Consider the following 16,637-nt stretch of genomic DNA (forward strand, 5'->3'; position numbering starts at 1 on the left):
TTCGAGGGCGCGAAACAATACGTGAACATGATCAGGAAATCCGCCATTCCGCCACCAGAAAGTGCTTTTTAGGCAAAATCCTCCTGACAAACCCTGTCAAACTATCCGCGATCAGAGGTTGAGGATTCAGGTCAGGCCGCGCCGAAAATGGTGGCTTTCGAGAACCGAGCGGCGGAGCGTATATAAAGTACGTGAGCACCGGAAGCGGAGAAAGACGCCTTTTGCAGGCAGGCCTGACCTGAATCTAATGTGCATAGCCAGTGGGCACCGCAGTGGTGGCTTTCAATGTTTCCATCGAAACCGAAGCGGATATATCGAAAAATTCGACCTTCTCCACAAGCGCCTTGTAGATGTCGTCATAGGCTTCGACGCGCGGCAGTACCAGCTTCAGGATATAGTCGATCGTCCCGGTCATGCGATGCACTTCGACAATTTCGGGGATGTCGATGATCGCCGCGCGAAACTGTTCAAGCCAACCAGCGGAATGGCGGGCTGTACGCACGATCACGAACATCGTCGTCGGCAAGCCGGCATGTGCCCGATCCAGAAGCACGACCCGCTTGGCGATATAACCATCGTCCTCCAGGCGTTGAATGCGCCGCGAACAGGCCGAGATCGAAAGGCTTACCCGATCTGCCAGATCAGAGACTGCAAGCGACGCATTTTCCTGCAGCAAATTGAGAATCTTGCGATCACGATCATCCAGCATCTCGCCCCTCCAGCAATTTCTCAGCGCATTTGGAGAATTATACGCCTGATTTTTGCCCACCCGCAAGAAACTTCCACAAACTTTGCCAACACTCAGCGCCCATGCCGATTTATTATCCTGCCAGTAAACAATCTAGGGAACTTGCGAATGCGTACTATCGGACTGATCGGCGGAATGAGCTGGGAGAGTACGGCGGTCTACTACCGCCAGATCAACGAAATGGTTCGGGCACGTCTGGGTGGTCTTGCCTCAGCCAAAATCGCCATGCAATCGCTCGATTTCGCCGAAGTCGTCGCGTTGCAGAAAAGCGACCGCTGGGATGAAGCGGCAGCTCTTCTCGCCGACGCGGCGAAGCGACTTGAAGGCGCCGGTGCGGACTGCGTCCTGATCTGTACAAATACGATGCATCTGGTGGCCGATGCGGTTGCCGCGTCCGTCAATGTTCCGCTCATCGATATCAGGCATGAAACCGGCCGCACGCTGAAGGCATCCGGCAAGAAGCGGCCCCTGCTTCTTGCGACGCGCTACACCATGGAGCACGGTTTTTACGCCGATTACATGCGTGACCATTTCGATATGGAGTTAATCGTGCCCAATGAGATTGACCGCGCCAAGGTGCATTCGGTGATCTTCGACGAACTTTGCTGCGGTGTCGTCAAGGATGATTCCCGTCACGCGTTGGAAAAGATCGTCCAGCGCGGCAAGGATGCCGGCGCGGACTGCGTCATTCTCGGTTGCACGGAAATCTGTCTGTCCCTGACCGACGACAATCTCGCTCTGCCAGTGTTCGATTCAACGACTATTCACTCAAACGCCGCCGTGGCACACGCGCTAGGTTTGGATTTTATAAGCGAGCAGGACGCGGGTTAACGCTCTTATCTCCCCTTTGTGGGGGAGATAACTAGGCTCAAATATTCCCACTGAAAGTATCGCAACTTTCCAGCTTGCCGCTGTCGAAACCACGTTTGAACCAGTTGGCGCGTTGAGCTGACGTGCCATGGTTGAAACTTTCCGGCACGACATAGCCCTGCGTCCGCCGCTGGATATTATCATCGCCGATTTGCTGGGCAGCGTTGAGTGCCTCTTCAAGATCGCCAGCTTCAAGTATACCCTGCTGCTTGGTGAAGTGCCCCCAGATACCGGCGAAGCAATCCGCTTGAAGCTCGACACGCACAGACATGGAATTCGCGTCGGCTTGGCTCATGTTCTGCCGCATCGCGTTGAATTTCGGCAGGACGCCGATGAGGTTCTGTACGTGGTGACCGACTTCATGCGCTAAGACATAGGCCTGTGCAAAATCCCCGGAAGCGCCGAATTTCTGTTCAAGTTCGTCATAGAAGCTCAAGTCGATATAGAGCTTCTTGTCGCCGGGGCAGTAGAAGGGCCCGGATGCAGCGCTTGCAAAGCCACAGGCGGAGCGGACTTGGCCACTGAACAACACCATGGTCGGAGCCGGATATTGCTGTCCTTCGGCCTGGAAGATGCCACTCCAGACGTCTTCGGTCTCGGCAAGAACAGTGCGCGCGAACTGCGTCATTTGATCGTCGTTCTTGACCGACGTGCCGCTGCTTGGCGCTTGGCTCTGGCCCGGCGCCAGCTGGCCGCCGTCTTCGCCGACCAGTATCTGCATCGGATCGATGCTCGTGCAGAATTTCAGGAAGAGGAAAATCGCGGCAAGTATGACGATACCGGAAAAGCCTCCCCCGCGCGCTGTGCGAAAGCCGGATCCGCCGGGAAGGCGAAAGCCACCACCGCGGCCAATACCGCCCGGAAAACCACCGCCCTCGCCGCGTTGATCTTCAACATTGTCACTCTGCCTGCGGCCCTGCCAACGCATTTCCTGTCTCCCGGTTCTTGCATCGGCACAGACGTCGATGCGCTGTAGTTCCAACAGTATAGTGCGATATTTGTTTCACGCACGGTGCTATTTTTCAACGTGTAGCTGCAGTCCATGGATAATCAATTTTCGTGACTGATTAATGCACACGATATATCTGGCCGAAAACTGCTGCGAAAAACCGTAAAATCGCGCGTTTTTGGGGTTACACAATGCGCTTCCTTTGCCTATAAGGCAGCCTTAGCCTCGCATTTGGAATTATATGCCTGCCCGTACGGTCAAACCGTGCGGTTTTTTGTGCAGCACGCTATTGATAGGAACGTACCCATGCCAAAACGCACCGACATCAAATCTATTCTGATCATCGGCGCAGGTCCGATCATCATCGGTCAGGCATGCGAATTCGATTATTCCGGCACACAGGCCTGCAAGGCACTAAAGGAAGAGGGTTATCGCGTTATCCTCGTCAATTCCAATCCGGCGACAATCATGACCGATCCGGAGTTGGCCGACGCGACTTACATCGAGCCGATCACCCCGGAAGTTGTCGCCAAAATCATCGCCAAGGAGCGCCCGGACGCGCTGCTGCCGACGATGGGCGGACAGACTGCGCTCAACACCGCGCTGTCGCTTCGTCGCATGGGTGTACTTGACCGCTACAATGTCGAAATGATCGGTGCCAACGCCGAGGCTATTGATAAGGCGGAGGACCGCGCGCTTTTTCGCGAGGCGATGGCCAAGATCGGTCTCGAAACGCCAAAATCCATGTTGGCGAATGCCACCGAAGTCAAGGACCACGACCGCAAGTTGCATCAAGAGCAGCGTGAAACCGTAAAAGCCAGATATTCCGGCGCCGAACTCGACGCGGCTTTGGACAAGCTTGAGACCGAGTGGCAGCTTGGCGAAGGCGACCGCAAGCAGCGCTATGTTTCCCATGCGCTGGGTATGGCAGGTGCGGCGCTCGATCACGTCGGGCTTCCCGCCATCATTCGCCCGTCCTTTACAATGGGAGGCACCGGCGGCGGCATCGCCTACAATCGCACCGAATTCTACGAGATCATTGGCAGCGGTCTCGATGCGTCGCCTACGACCGAAGTGCTGATCGAAGAATCGGTCCTAGGCTGGAAGGAGTATGAGATGGAGGTTGTCCGTGACAAGGCGGATAACTGCATCATCATCTGTTCCATCGAAAACATCGATCCGATGGGTGTCCATACCGGTGACTCCATCACCGTCGCCCCTGCCTTGACCCTGACGGACAAGGAATACCAGATCATGCGCAACGCCTCGATCGCGGTGCTGCGCGAGATTGGTGTTGAAACCGGCGGCTCGAACGTGCAGTTCGCGGTGAATCCGGAAAATGGCCGTCTGATCGTCATTGAAATGAATCCCCGCGTGTCACGTTCATCGGCGTTGGCATCAAAGGCAACGGGCTTCCCGATCGCCAAGATCGCGGCGAAACTTGCCGTCGGTTACACGCTGGACGAGCTCGACAACGACATTACCGGCGGAGCCACCCCCGCTTCGTTCGAGCCCTCGATCGACTATGTCGTCACCAAGATCCCGCGCTTCGCCTTCGAAAAGTTCCCCGGCGCCGAACCGACGCTGACGACTGCGATGAAATCGGTGGGCGAAGTCATGGCCATCGGCCGCACCTTCAAGGAATCATTGCAGAAAGCGCTGCGTGGCCTTGAAACCGGGCTTACCGGCCTTGACGAGATCGCAATTCCCGGGCTTGGCGAAGGCAATGACAACAATGCCATCCGTGCCGCCATCGGCGTGCCGACACCGGACCGCCTGCGTATGGTGGGCCAGGCCCTGCGTCTTGGCCTATCTGTCGAGGAAGTTCACGAAGGCTGCAAGATCGATCCATGGTTCCTGGAACAGATGGCGGAGATTGTCGCTACCGAAGAGCGCGTGCGGGAGCACGGCCTGCCGCAGGATGCGCAGAACCTGCGCATGTTGAAAGGCATGGGCTTTTCTGACGCTCGCCTTGCCAGCCTTGCTAAAATCGAACCCAGCGACGTCACCAAGCTGCGTCACAAGCTCGATGTTCATCCGGTCTTCAAGCGCATCGATACCTGCGCCGCCGAATTTGCTTCGCCGACCGCCTATATGTACTCGACCTATGAAGTGCCATTCGCCGGCGCGCTCGCGTCCGAAGCGCAGGTCTCCGATCGAAAGAAAGTTGTCATCCTTGGCGGCGGTCCCAATCGTATCGGCCAGGGCATCGAGTTCGATTATTGCTGCTGCCATGCCGCCTTCGCCCTGCGTGATGCAGGTTACGAAGCCATCATGATCAACTGCAATCCGGAGACTGTTTCAACGGACTACGACACGTCGGACCGGCTCTATTTCGAACCGCTGACGGCCGAAGACGTGCTGGAAATCCTGCGCGCCGAACAGACCGCAGGAACGCTGCACGGTGTCATCGTCCAGTTTGGCGGTCAGACCCCGCTGAAGCTTGCGGATGCCCTTGAGAAAGCCGGTATCCCAATCCTCGGCACCTCCCCCGATGCAATCGATCTTGCCGAAGATCGCGACCGTTTTCAGAAGCTTCTGATCAAACTCGACCTTGCCCAGCCGAAAAATGGCATCGCCTATTCCGTTGAACAGGCCCGCACCATTGCCGGCGAGCTCGGCTTTCCGCTCGTCGTTCGCCCGTCCTATGTTTTGGGTGGCCGCGCCATGCAGATCATCCACGACGAGCGCGGTCTGCAGAGTTACCTGCTCGATACGGTGCCGGAACTCGTGCCCGAGGATATCAAGCAGAAGTACCCGAACGACAAGACCGGCCAGATCAACACGCTGCTGGGCAAAAACCCGCTCCTCTTTGACCGCTATCTGAGCGAAGCAATCGAGGTCGACGTGGACTGCCTCTGCGATGGCAAGAATACCTGGATATCCGGCATCATGGAGCACATCGAAGAGGCCGGTATCCATTCGGGCGACAGCGCCTGTTCGTTACCCGTCCACTCGCTTTCGGCAGAAACTGTTGCCGAACTCGAAAAGCAAACCGCTGCGCTCGCCAAATCACTCAATGTCGTCGGCCTGATGAACGTGCAATACGCCATCAAGAACGGCACAATCTATGTGCTTGAAGTCAATCCCCGCGCCTCGCGCACAGTCCCCTTTGTCGCCAAGACCATCGGTACGCCTATTGCCAAGGTTGCGGCGCGTATCATGGCTGGCGAAACGCTGGATGAAGCACTGGCCAATTATGGCGGCAAACCTTCGACGACGGCGCGCAAACACATCGCGGTAAAAGAGGCCGTGTTCCCATTCGCGCGCTTTCCCGGCGTCGACACATTGCTCGGACCGGAAATGCGCTCGACCGGCGAAGTGATGGGGCTCGACTACGATTACGCCTTGGCCTTCGCCAAGTCACAGCTAGGTGCCGGTGTCGACCTGCCGCGAGATGGAACGCTATTCGTGTCGGTCCGTGACGAGGACAAGCAACGCATTCTCGCGCCCGTAAAACGTCTGGCGGCGTTGGGGTTCAAAATTCTTGCTACCGGAGGCACCGCCCGCTTCCTCGGCGAAAATGGTGTCGAAGCCCAGAAAATCAACAAGGTGCAGGAAGGCCGGCCGCATGTGGAGGATGCCATCCGCAACCGCCAGGTGCAATTGGTCTTCAATACTACCGACAGTGCCAAGGCGATCTCGGACTCGAAATCACTCCGCCGTGCAACGTTGATGCAGAAGGTGCCGTATTACACAACGTTGTCGGGAGCTGACGCAGTTGCCGAAGCTATCGCCGCGCTGAAGGCGGGATCGCTGGAGGTCAGGCCACTGCAGGATTATTTTCTCTGATTTGGTCAGGCCGGAGGATGCTGAGTAAGCTAGCCTCCGTCCTGATTGAACACGAAACGACCATTCAAACGCCTGCAATACCCTCTTCTTCCAGTCCATGGCCGGATGGATCGCTGACGAAATGCAGCACCTTGGAGAAGACATGATCGTTTTTGTCCTCGCGCCCGATATGAACGACTGTTGATTTGGCCAGGTCAACGCGCAGCACAGCGGTAACCCGTTCGTAGGCGTCCTTCTCCATACCGTCCAGCGCCTCATCGATCACGACCCAGGTTGGTTTATGCAGTTTGAGCCGCGCGAAAGCGAGAGACTGCTGTTCGTCGTCACTCAATTCCCTGTCCCAGCGCGCCCTGAAGTCAAGCATCGGTTCGAGCCGGGTCAAACCCAGCTCGTGTAGCGCCGAGACAAGTTCCTCATCGGAAAATCCGTCTTTGCCGACAGGGTAGGACATCGCCTCACGCAAGCTGCCTGGAGGAAAATAAGGCAGGCGCGGCATAAAAAGAATGTTGGCATTCGCCGGCAGGCTGACGGTGCCGGCCCCCCAAGGCCAGAGGCCGGCCATGGCCCGAAAGAGCAGGGTTCTGTCGATCCCGGGTTCGCTGGTAATCAACACACGCTCGCCCTCCTTGACCACGGCCTTCTTCTCCTTCAAGCGGACCGTCTCGCGCGGGGCCGTGATCTTCAGTTTGTCGAGGACGATCTGGTTCGTCTCCGATTGCGTGAACTTGATCCGTTGTTCGACGCTGCTCTTGATGTCGGTCGCCTGTACGGCCTGCCGGAACGAGGTCACGCGCAAGAGCGTGGCACGCCAGTCGGCGATAGCACCGAAATTATTGACGAACCACTTCAAGGCATCATGCACCTGGTTGAACGCCCCAATCGCCGCCATCAACCCGCCAAATGACAGGTTTCCAGCAAAGTAGACGGGTGCTGCCACAAGAATGGGCGCGACAATGGTGATCCAGCCATAACCGGAAGTGACCCAGGTCAGCTGTGTCAGCGCCGTAACCAGCAAGCGGATTGCCGCGAGAAGACTATCGATATCAAAACCGATCCGGCGATTCTCGTCAGCCTCTCCTCTATAGAGCGAAATTGCATCGATGTGCTCGTTGACTCGCATCAGCGAAAAACGAAGCTCGGACTCTTTCTGGTAGCGGTCCGCGTTGTACCGTATCAATTTCCGCCCGACGAACCAGCTGAGCCACGATGCAGATGCGGCATAGAGGATAGCTGCCCACACCATGTAACCAGGGATGGAAAAGCTATAGCCATAGACATTGAACACGAAACCACTGGAAAACGTCCACAGGACGCCGATGAAGCTCACGAGCAGTATCGTGGCCTGCAACAATCCAAACCCGAGATCAGTCGACATTTCCGAAAGATGCCGCGCATCTTCATGCAGACGCTGGTCGGGGTTGACGCCAATTGGTCCAGAATTTGAAAGTTTGAATGCCCGGCGCGGTTCCAGCCATTCACCGACCAGATCGCGGGTCAGTCCCTCGCGCAGCTTCAACCGCGTCATCTGGTTCAGCCAGGTTTGTGCGACGTTGAAAACGAGAAGAACCGAAGCGATTGCGAAAAAAACCATCAGCTGGTCGACAAATGCCGGGAAATCACGTCGCGACAGTGAATCGTAAAATGGGACATTCCAGCGGTTCAGCAGTACCTGGCCCGCTGATGTGACGATGATGATACTGACCACGCCGAGAATCATCAGAATCAGGCGGTTGCGAACCGGCGATATCCAGTAGATATCCAAAATCACGCGCAACTGGGAGAGCAGCCCTGCTTCCACTTCGCCCGCGACCGAGGTGGCTGTGGATCGGCTTGGTTTCTGCTCCGCCATGAGTCTCCCCCGTGGACGACCGCGATTCGGCCAGTTCACATTAGCATCTACTATTAAAACACGTCGGACAGTGTGCTGAAATTCAACAAGGAATGTAGGGCCAAAATTTGCCTATGCAACCCGCCGCACTTAACCCTGACGATAAACCCATTCCAATATGGCTTGTTTTGGGGCAAATTCTGTCATATGTAATCCGCATCGATTTTATCGGTCGAGTGACTTTGCGACCTGCGTAACCTGTTGCGCTTCCTGATGAACTCCATTGCATAGGTTCGATTCCCTGGGCCGCAAATGTGCTTGCTGCCTGTCTTATATATCTGAAAGGAATTTCCCATGGCTACGGGAACAGTGAAATGGTTCAACGGCACCAAGGGCTACGGTTTCATCCAGCCTGATACTGGCGGTGCAGACGTATTCGTCCATATCTCCGCTGTTGAACGCGCGGGTTTGCGCGGTCTCAATGATGGCCAGAAGGTCAACTACGAGATCGTACAGGACCGTCGTTCGGGCAAGTCGTCCGCTGACAACCTTAGCGTTGCCGGCTGATAACACATACGGGAATCGTCTGATTTCTGAACGCACATGAATTTAAAAGGCGGGATTTTATCCCGCCTTTTTCATTTTCAGTCTGGCAGCCATGTGATCGGAACATGGCCCTGGTCGCCCGCGACGCGGCTCAGCCATTTTGCCACGGATGGATAGGCCGAGAGGTCGTATCCGCCGCGATTGGCTTCGTGGGTATAGGCATAGAGTGCAATATCGGCGAGGCTGATGTTGCTGCCTGTGAAGTAAGGCGTCTTCTGCAGTTGGTTTTCCATCACCAGCAATGCTTTGTTGCCGCCTTCCAGCGTTGCTGCCAGGCGCTCCGGCGTCGCATCCTTTGCCCGCTCCGGATAGACCAGCAATGCCCGGCGAACGGCGATATTTGGCTCATGCGTGTATTGTTCGAAGAACAGCCATTGATACATCAAGGCGCGCTCGTACGAATCCTCGGGAACAAAACGACTGCCTTCCGCCAAATGAAGCAGAATGGCATTCGATTCTGCAAGAAAGCGTCCGTCGTCGAACTCAAGCAAAGGCACCTTGCCGTTTGGATTCTTCGCCATGAATTCAGGTTTACGCGTTGAACCATCGGTTGAAGAAATCGATATGTGCTCGAAAGGCATCGCCAATTTCGCCATTAAAAGCCGCGGCTTGTAGCAATTTCCTGAATCAGGCTGTGAATAAAGTCTTGGCATGGTAGCGGTCTCCTGAGAGCGTCGGTGCGGGCACACAAATGACGGCTTGGTTGGCGGGCGACTATTCCGACGACGAGCCGATATGTCCAATCATTTTGATTGAAGCATTCTTCAAACATTGCTGATGTATTCGGCATTCGATGCCACACCCTGCACAGAAACTGCATAATGTGAAGTCCCGCGAGCATGCTTTTGCTTGCGATTCGGCCGCCATTGCGACATAGCAGGCCCGCAAACCCGTTTCAGGAGAACGATACCATGGCATTCCTCGCAGACGCCCTTTCCCGTGTGAAGATTTCCGCAACCATTGCGATCACCCAGAAAGCACGCGATCTGAAAGCTGAGGGCCGTGACGTCATCTCGCTGTCAGTTGGCGAACCGGATTTCGACACGCCTGACAATGTCAAGGAAGCTGCCATCGCTGCCATTCGGCGCGGCGAGACCAAGTACACCCCGGTATCCGGCATTCCGCAACTGCGCGAAGCAATTGCCCGCAAGTTCAAGCGCGAAAACGAACTCGATTACAAGGCAAGCCAGACGATCGTCAGTACCGGCGGCAAGCACGTCATCTACAACGCCCTGCTCTCTACGCTAAACCCCGGCGATGAGGTGATCTGCGTCGCGCCGTATTGGGTAAGCTACCCGGAAATGGTTTCGCTATGCGGTGGAACGCCTGTCATCGTCTCCGCCATTCAGGCCAACGAGTTCAAGTTGCAGCCGGAAGATCTGGAGCGTGCCATCACGCCGAAGACCAAGTGGATCATCATGAACTCGCCTTCCAACCCGTCCGGCGCAGCCTATAGCTGGGACGAAATGAAGAAGCTTACCGATGTCCTCGTGCGTCATCCACATGTATGGGTCTTGACCGACGACATGTACGAGCACCTGACCTATGGCGACTTCAAGTTCGTGACGCCAGTACAGGTTGAACCGAACCTCTATGACCGCACACTGACAATGAACGGCGTGTCGAAAGCCTATGCCATGACCGGCTGGCGTATCGGCTATGCGGCCGGCCCGATCGAGCTGATCAAGGCCATGGACATGGTGCAGGGCCAGCAGACGTCCGGCACAAGCTCGATCTCGCAATGGGCAGCGGTGGAAGCCCTCGACGGAACACAGGCGCATTTGCCGGTCTTCAAAAAAGCATTCGAAGGCCGTCGCGATCTCATCGTTTCGATGCTCAACCAGACAAACTTCCTCGAATGCCCAAAGCCGGAAGGTGCATTCTACGTCTATCCCTCCTGTGCGGCTGCGATCGGCAAGACGGCGCCATCCGGCAAGGTCATCGAGAACGATGAGGATTTCGTCAGCGAACTGCTTTCAACGGAAGCCGTGGCTGCCGTGCATGGATCGGCATTTGGCCTCGGACCGAACTTCCGCATCTCCTACGCCACTTCTGATGCCAATCTCGAAGAAGCCGGAAAACGGATCCAGCGCTTCTGCGCCAACCTTCGCTAAGAAGATCAATAGATGAAATCGAGGGGCCCAATGGCCCCTTTTTCATTCGTCGAATGTAGCTCGGAACATCGCCTTGTCCTAAAGCACCCTCTCCCTCCGTCATCCTGGGGCTTGACCCGAGGATGACGGAGAGGGAGACGTTTTGCGACGTCTGCTGTCGGCCCAAGCGTTGCCGGCCATATCATCGTCTTCGTTTGAAAACTGAGGCCAGACGAGAACATCGTCCATTGCTTCCGCTATTCGCTTTGCGTCTTCTGCCCAATCGGCACGAAGCTCACTAACTATATTATTGCGCATCGGATGTTCCTTCACCCCAGAAAAGAAAAGAGGCCGGACAATTGCCCGGCCTTAAGTTTTGAAGGTGCCGTTTCCGGCTATACCTCCAGAGGGGAACACTTGCGGGCGCGCAATGGGAGGAGGAGACGCACCGGCAAGTGATGTGGATATGAGCCCTTTGACGCTGTCTCGCAACATCCAATTGTGCATCGCACCCATGCGTTTGGTGCATACCGGCGAAATCAAGGGAAATGTTGGAATTGCAGGTGTGGAATGTCGGTGACGCGGGCAAAATCATGCTGCAAAGCAGCACGAGATTGGAAAGAAAAACTTTTCGTAAAATGTCGTAATGGCTTGCCTAGTACGACCAAGTACGTGCTTTCGAGAAAAGAAAATCTCGAAACACGTGCAATTTAGCGGCGTTTTTGATTCCTTCGGGATAGCAGAAGAACGTGTCGAAGGATGGCAATTCCATCTCCGGCAGGAGCCGGACCAGCGTCGAATCCTTTTCCACCATATAGTCGGGAAGCACGCCGATGCCGACGCCCTTTTGTATGGCGCGCTTGATCGACAGGAGGTTGTTGATCTGCAGGACAGCGGGTCTCAGATTGCCATCCGTCCGGCCGATCACCTCCAGCCAATTGAGATTGGTGAGATAAGACGGCGCAGGCTCGCCGAAACTGACAATGCGATGGGTATCGATTTCCTCGATACTTTCGATCTTGCCATATTTGGCGATATAGGCCGGTGAAGCATAGACATGCATGTGCACGGTAAAGAGCCGCCGCTGGATCAGGTCCGGCTGCTGCGGCTGACGCAGGCGAATAGCGCAATCCGCGTGGCGCATCGTCAGGTCGAGTTCTTCATTGTCGAAAAGTAACTGCAGCTGAACTTCCGGATAGAGCTCGATGAATTCCTGCACGCGCTCGATAAGCCAGCCCGAACCAAGGCCGACCGTTGTCGTCACGCGCAATTTGCCCGACGGCCTGTCCTTGCTCTCTGTCAGGCGAGAGCGGACGTTCTCCAGCTTCATAAGGACTTCATGGGCGGTGCGGTAAAGCACTTCGCCTTGCTCGGTCAGGATAAGACCGCGAGCATGGCGGTGAAACAGCGGAACGCCAACATCCTGCTCAAGCGCACTGACTTGACGGGAAATAGCCGATTGCGACAGATGCAGGGTCTCGGCGGCATGGGTAAAGGACCCCGCCTCCGCTGCAGCATGGAATATTCGCAATTTGTCCCAATCAAGCGACATCGCGCAGTCTCTCCCCCATTCCGGCCACGCACATCGAGACCGGCTCTAAATTAACGGCTGCTATTCGGCAGCTTGACGCACTGGTTCCTGCGCAGCCAGCCAACGCTCGGCCTCAAGAGCTGCCATGCAGCCCATGCCCGCAGCGGTGACCGCCTGACGATAGATGTCATCCGTAACGTCACCGGCGGCGAAGACGCCCGGTACATCCGTTGCGGTAGAATCGGCTGCGGTCCAGAGATAGCCATTCGGCTTATGTTTGAGTTGCCCCTTGAAAAGCTCAACCGCCGGCGCATGACCAATGGCGACGAAAACGCCATGGGTTGCCAATTCCGTGGTTTCGCCCGTTTTCACATTCTTCAGGCGTATACCTGATACCGATGCAGGCATCGGCGCCTGGGCTACTGTTCCTGTAATTTCGTCTACGACGTTATCCCAGATAATTTTGACATTTTCTTTGGCGAACAGGCGGTCCTGCAGAATTTTTTCCGCGCGGAAATGATCGCGGCGATGCACGATCGTGACCGATTTGGCAAGGTTTGCGAGATAAAGCGCCTCTTCGACAGCAGTATTGCCACCGCCAATGACCACGACATCCTTGTTGCGGTAGAAGAAGCCATCGCATGTGGCGCAGGCAGATACGCCGAATCCCATGAAAGTTTGCTCTGTTGGAATGCCCAGCCATTTCGCCTGTGCACCCGTCGCGATGATCAGCGCATCGCACGTGTATTGCGTGCCGCCGTCACCGACGAGGCGGAATGGCCTCACGGAAAGGTCAACTTCCGTGATGATGTCGTGGACGATCTCGGTGCCGACATGTTCGGCCTGGATGCGCATCTGCTCCATCATCCACGGGCCTTGCACCGTATCGGCATAGCCCGGATAATTTTCCACATCGGTCGTGATCATCAACTGGCCACCCTGCTGCAGACCGGCGACGATGACGGGCTTCAGGTTTGCACGAGCCGCATAGATCGCCGCGGTATAACCTGCGGGACCGGAACCGATGATAAGAACGGGCACATGGCGCTGTGACATGACTAGACCTTGAAGTAATATGTGTTCGACATACAAGAGATGGCACGACCACCATGCTCTTTCAATGACTATAAAGTAGTGGTTCAGTACCCTTTGTTGCAAGGTCTTCGCTCAACATAGACGGGTTAGCCACAGCTTGTGGCGGAAGCGCGGCGTTTCTAGGAGATTTGTGGAACCTGTTTGCAACCGTAACGGGATGTGATTACACAGCATGGGGAATCGCCTATGGTGACCGCAATTCTCTTGGGACAGGATGGAATATGCCTTTGAAGGCGGATCTCGACGCGATCGACTGGAAAATCCTGAAACAATTGCAGGACAATGGCCGCATCACCAATGTGGAACTGGCGGAACGCGTCGGCATATCGGCACCGCCCTGCCTGCGCCGCGTGCGCAAGCTCGAAGAAGCCGGCATCATCCAGGGCTATCGCGCGATCTTGAACGGCGCGATCCTCGGCCAGGATATCGTCGCGTTCTGCATGATCCGCCTGCACCGCCAGTCTGATGCCGATCTGAAGAATTTCGCCGAGAAAACCAAGAACTGGACGCTCGTGCGCCGCGCCTGGATGGTTTCCGGCGAGTCAGACTTCCTGCTGCATTGCGTCTCGAGCGATCTGAGCACGTTCCAGAACTTCGTCATCGAAGAATTGACTTCGACGCCCAACGTCGACTCCGTTCGAACGTCCCTCACCATCCGTTCGGTCAAGAACGAACCATTGATGGTTCTCTAGCGGCGGACTTTATTGTACAAGTAGAGCGTGACGCGGTACCGGGGGCGCAGAATTTCCCGCTTCAGCCTGCCGGCAAAAGTCTTGTTCTTGCCCTGAACGACCGACCCGCCGAGATCGAAATCGATCTCGCGAATGGTAATTGGCCGCGCTGACAATACACGGACGGGATGCAGCCAGCGCATCTGGATCGTCGTATCTACCGGCCGGTCAAATCGTTCCGTTGCCGCAAGAAGCGCAATCGCCGCCTCGCGTCCGACGAGTTGCATCTGCATCCCCAGTCCGGGAAGTTCCGGTTCCATGATGCTGTTGGCGCCATCGCGCGCGATTTCAGCCCCCGCCTCACCCCTCGGCCAGCGCGGAAAGCGGATGTAGTCGGCTGGCCGCACTGTGTCGATCGCCAGTTGCAACTGTGCCGCGAAACCCGCATCCACCTCGACATCGTCTTCGATGATGAGACCCGCATCGAGCTTGCGATCGACAATTGCAGCCCAAGCTTTGCGATGCGACAGAAAACAGGCGACCTCGGATTTCCGCAATTCGAACGGATAGTACGGCCTGTGCAGCGAGCGAGCATAGACGGCGGCAATATCACCCTCGCCCATTGCGAGCGCGTCCACCGCATCGACGATCTCCGCCTTCACCGGCAAGCGCTCGATCAATCCGCGAACATGCTCGCCGCGCTTTGTCGCGCGCTCGAGATGGATGATGAAAGCAGTAACAGTCACGGCCGCGATCCGGCAGCGAAAAGCTGCTCGTAAACTTCGCCAATACGGCCGGCTTCCTTCTGCAGCGGAAAGTTCTTGCGCACGTGGGCTAGTGCCAGCTTCCCAGCCTCCACACACATTGCCGGATCGGCGAGGTAAGGCGCAATTGCCTGTTCAAGCGCGAGCCCGTCACCCGCGGCAACCACAGTTCCTGTCTCCGGTTCGATCATCTCGGCATAGGCCCCGGCATCGCTCGCCACCACCGCAGTCTGTGAGGCCATGGCCTCAAGCGGTGTCAGGCCGAAGCCCTCGTTGCGCGACGGCGCAACGTAGAGCGACATGCGGCGATACCAGAGGCGCACATCGGGCACCTCCCCCAGGAACAGGATGCGCTTGCCAAGCCCGGCTTTCGCAATCTTGTCGCGGAGGGCCTGTTCAAAGCCCTTGTACTCCGCAGTCGTGCGGCCCGTCATGACCGCCGTCCATTGCGGGTGTTGCGGCAGCAACTGAATCATGGCATCGACGAAGAGATCCGTACCCTTCGAAGGCCGGATACGCCCCGAACAACCAACCAGAAATTCCCCCGGGAGGCCCGAGGCTGCAAACCTGTCCTGATCGTCCTCAGGCGGATGAAACAGTTCGGTATCGATACCGTGCATGATGACGGTATGGGGCACCTTCAGGAAGCTTCCGGATTTGCCGCTCGTGGCGATCACTGCGTCCATTCGCCGGATCAGCCATTTGGTGAAAGGCTGGTGGTCACGTTGCGCAGCTGAAGTGAACAACAGCTTCAATCTCATGCGCAACACATGGCGCATGAGGATGCCGGCAATCATTTCATTGTTGCGGCGCGCGTGCCAGATACGAAATGGTCTCGTCTTCGGCTTGAACCAGAGACCGGGGAGCGATGTCCAGCCAATGCTCGGTAGCTCCACGGGCAATCCGGGGCCCATGGTGACAATATTGAGGCCATTGGCCCGCTGTAGCGGGATGAGCTGAATGATCGTCGAAGTGACTCCGGAAAGCTTTCGCTTGAAATTCGGAGCGATCACTTCGACGCTGCTTAGGGGCTCCTGCACGAAGTCTAGAGGAACCTGAAGCCGATGATTTCGTAAGACCGGGCACCACCGGGTGCGTTGACTTCGATCGTCTCGCCTTCGCTCTTGCCGATCAGCGCGCGTGCGATGGGCGAGGAAATGGAGATGCGGCCAGCCTTGGGGTCCGCTTCCTGATCGCCGACGATCTGATACACCTTTTTCTCTTCGGTATCCTCATCGATCAGCTGGATCGTGGCGCCAAATTTGATCTTGTCGCCTGACAGCTTGGAAATATCGATGATTTCGGCGCGTGCCGTATAATCCTCGAGCTCGCCGACCCGGCCTTCATTGTGGCTCTGGGCTTCCTTGGCGGCATGATATTCGGCGTTTTCCGAAAGGTCGCCATGGGCGCGCGCTTCCGAGATTGCCGCAATAATACGTGGACGTTCTTCCTGCTGGCGCCAGCGCAGCTCCTCCTTGAGCTTGTCGAATCCAGCCTGAGTCATCGGGACCTTTTCCATGCCCTCTCCTTTCGTAGTCAATGTCGAACGGCATCGATCGATGCCCCTCGACACAAAAAGAAAACGGTCGCCGAAGCTCAAGACTTCGGAACCGTTCAGTCATTCGTCCCTTAATATAGCACCGATTCCGGCGAATTCACGTAGAAAGTGGAAAATGTCGCACGTCGGGAA

At 56.3% G+C, this 16,637-nt stretch carries 14 protein-coding genes; 5 read left to right on the forward strand and 9 right to left on the reverse strand.

Annotated elements, in window-relative coordinates; all coding sequences use genetic code 11:
• Nucleotides 1-244: 244 nt before the first annotated feature.
• A complete protein-coding gene (locus tag PHA01_RS10000; RefSeq protein WP_271894881.1) occupies nucleotides 245-709 on the reverse strand; it encodes an Lrp/AsnC family transcriptional regulator in 465 nt (154 codons plus the stop codon).
• Between the two features lie 147 nt (nucleotides 710-856).
• Between PHA01_RS10000 and PHA01_RS10005 the strand changes: the two genes are divergently transcribed.
• Complete coding sequence (locus tag PHA01_RS10005) at nucleotides 857-1,579, forward strand: aspartate/glutamate racemase family protein (RefSeq protein ID WP_271894883.1); 723 nt, start codon at nucleotides 857-859, stop codon at nucleotides 1,577-1,579.
• Nucleotides 1,580-1,616: 37 nt separating this feature from the next.
• On the opposite strand, the gene ypfJ is transcribed toward PHA01_RS10005, so the two are convergent.
• Nucleotides 1,617-2,546 (reverse strand): KPN_02809 family neutral zinc metallopeptidase, encoded by a 930-nt coding sequence (ypfJ, locus tag PHA01_RS10010; protein ID WP_271894885.1) that lies wholly within the window; start codon nucleotides 2,544-2,546, stop codon nucleotides 1,617-1,619.
• A 327-nt stretch (nucleotides 2,547-2,873) separates the two neighbouring features.
• Between ypfJ and carB the strand changes: the two genes are divergently transcribed.
• A complete protein-coding gene (carB, locus tag PHA01_RS10015; protein ID WP_271894887.1) occupies nucleotides 2,874-6,359 on the forward strand; it encodes a carbamoyl-phosphate synthase large subunit in 3,486 nt (1,161 codons plus the stop codon).
• 64 nt (nucleotides 6,360-6,423) lie between these two features.
• On the opposite strand, the gene PHA01_RS10020 is transcribed toward carB, so the two are convergent.
• On the reverse strand, nucleotides 6,424-8,208 hold the full coding sequence (locus PHA01_RS10020; RefSeq protein ID WP_271894890.1) for an ABC transporter ATP-binding protein/permease: 1,785 nt from the start codon (nucleotides 8,206-8,208) through the stop codon (nucleotides 6,424-6,426).
• Between the two features lie 333 nt (nucleotides 8,209-8,541).
• Between PHA01_RS10020 and PHA01_RS10025 the strand changes: the two genes are divergently transcribed.
• Entirely contained in the window at nucleotides 8,542-8,754 is a 213-nt protein-coding gene (locus PHA01_RS10025) for a cold-shock protein (RefSeq protein WP_106718517.1), read from the forward strand.
• 77 nt (nucleotides 8,755-8,831) lie between these two features.
• Here the strand turns inward: PHA01_RS10025 and PHA01_RS10030 are convergent, their stop codons facing one another.
• Nucleotides 8,832-9,446, reverse strand: a complete 615-nt coding sequence (locus tag PHA01_RS10030) for a glutathione S-transferase family protein (RefSeq protein ID WP_271894896.1) — start codon at nucleotides 9,444-9,446, stop codon at nucleotides 8,832-8,834.
• A 258-nt stretch (nucleotides 9,447-9,704) separates the two neighbouring features.
• On the opposite strand from PHA01_RS10030, the gene PHA01_RS10035 reads away from it, so the two are divergent.
• Entirely contained in the window at nucleotides 9,705-10,907 is a 1,203-nt protein-coding gene (locus tag PHA01_RS10035) for a pyridoxal phosphate-dependent aminotransferase (protein WP_224511788.1), read from the forward strand.
• 634 nt (nucleotides 10,908-11,541) lie between these two features.
• Here the strand turns inward: PHA01_RS10035 and PHA01_RS10040 are convergent.
• Together PHA01_RS10040 and trxB are read right to left on the reverse strand one after the other, a co-directional pair.
• Nucleotides 11,542-12,438, reverse strand: coding sequence for a LysR family transcriptional regulator (locus tag PHA01_RS10040; RefSeq protein WP_112530710.1), 897 nt, complete (start codon nucleotides 12,436-12,438; stop codon nucleotides 11,542-11,544).
• Nucleotides 12,439-12,498: 60 nt separating this feature from the next.
• The gene (trxB, locus tag PHA01_RS10045) at nucleotides 12,499-13,473 is read right to left on the reverse strand and encodes a thioredoxin-disulfide reductase (RefSeq protein WP_271894899.1); all 975 of its coding nucleotides are present in this window, start codon (nucleotides 13,471-13,473) and stop codon (nucleotides 12,499-12,501) included.
• A gap of 260 nt (nucleotides 13,474-13,733) precedes the next feature.
• Between trxB and PHA01_RS10050 the strand changes: the two genes are divergently transcribed.
• Nucleotides 13,734-14,204, forward strand: coding sequence for an Lrp/AsnC family transcriptional regulator (locus tag PHA01_RS10050; RefSeq protein WP_271894901.1), 471 nt, complete (start codon nucleotides 13,734-13,736; stop codon nucleotides 14,202-14,204).
• On the opposite strand, the gene PHA01_RS10055 is transcribed toward PHA01_RS10050, so the two are convergent.
• The 3 genes from PHA01_RS10055 to greA are packed head-to-tail and all read right to left on the reverse strand — an operon-like array spanning nucleotide 14,201 to nucleotide 16,466.
• On the reverse strand, nucleotides 14,201-14,929 hold the full coding sequence (locus PHA01_RS10055) for a glycosyltransferase family 25 protein (RefSeq protein ID WP_271894903.1): 729 nt from the start codon (nucleotides 14,927-14,929) through the stop codon (nucleotides 14,201-14,203). The two genes, PHA01_RS10050 and PHA01_RS10055, sit on opposite strands and share 4 nt — an antisense overlap.
• Nucleotides 14,926-15,987 carry a glycosyltransferase family 4 protein gene (locus PHA01_RS10060; RefSeq protein WP_271894905.1) on the reverse strand — a complete coding sequence of 354 codons (1,062 nt, stop codon included), beginning with the start codon at nucleotides 15,985-15,987 and terminating at the stop codon, nucleotides 14,926-14,928. The genes PHA01_RS10055 and PHA01_RS10060 overlap by 4 nt, the downstream gene beginning before the upstream one ends.
• Nucleotides 15,988-15,992: 5 nt before the next feature.
• On the reverse strand, nucleotides 15,993-16,466 hold the full coding sequence (gene greA, locus PHA01_RS10065; protein ID WP_112530705.1) for a transcription elongation factor GreA: 474 nt from the start codon (nucleotides 16,464-16,466) through the stop codon (nucleotides 15,993-15,995).
• Between the last annotated feature and the right edge of the window lie 171 nt (nucleotides 16,467-16,637).

The organism is Candidatus Phyllobacterium onerii (assembly GCF_028331445.1).
GTDB lineage: Bacteria > Pseudomonadota > Alphaproteobacteria > Rhizobiales > Rhizobiaceae > Phyllobacterium > Phyllobacterium onerii.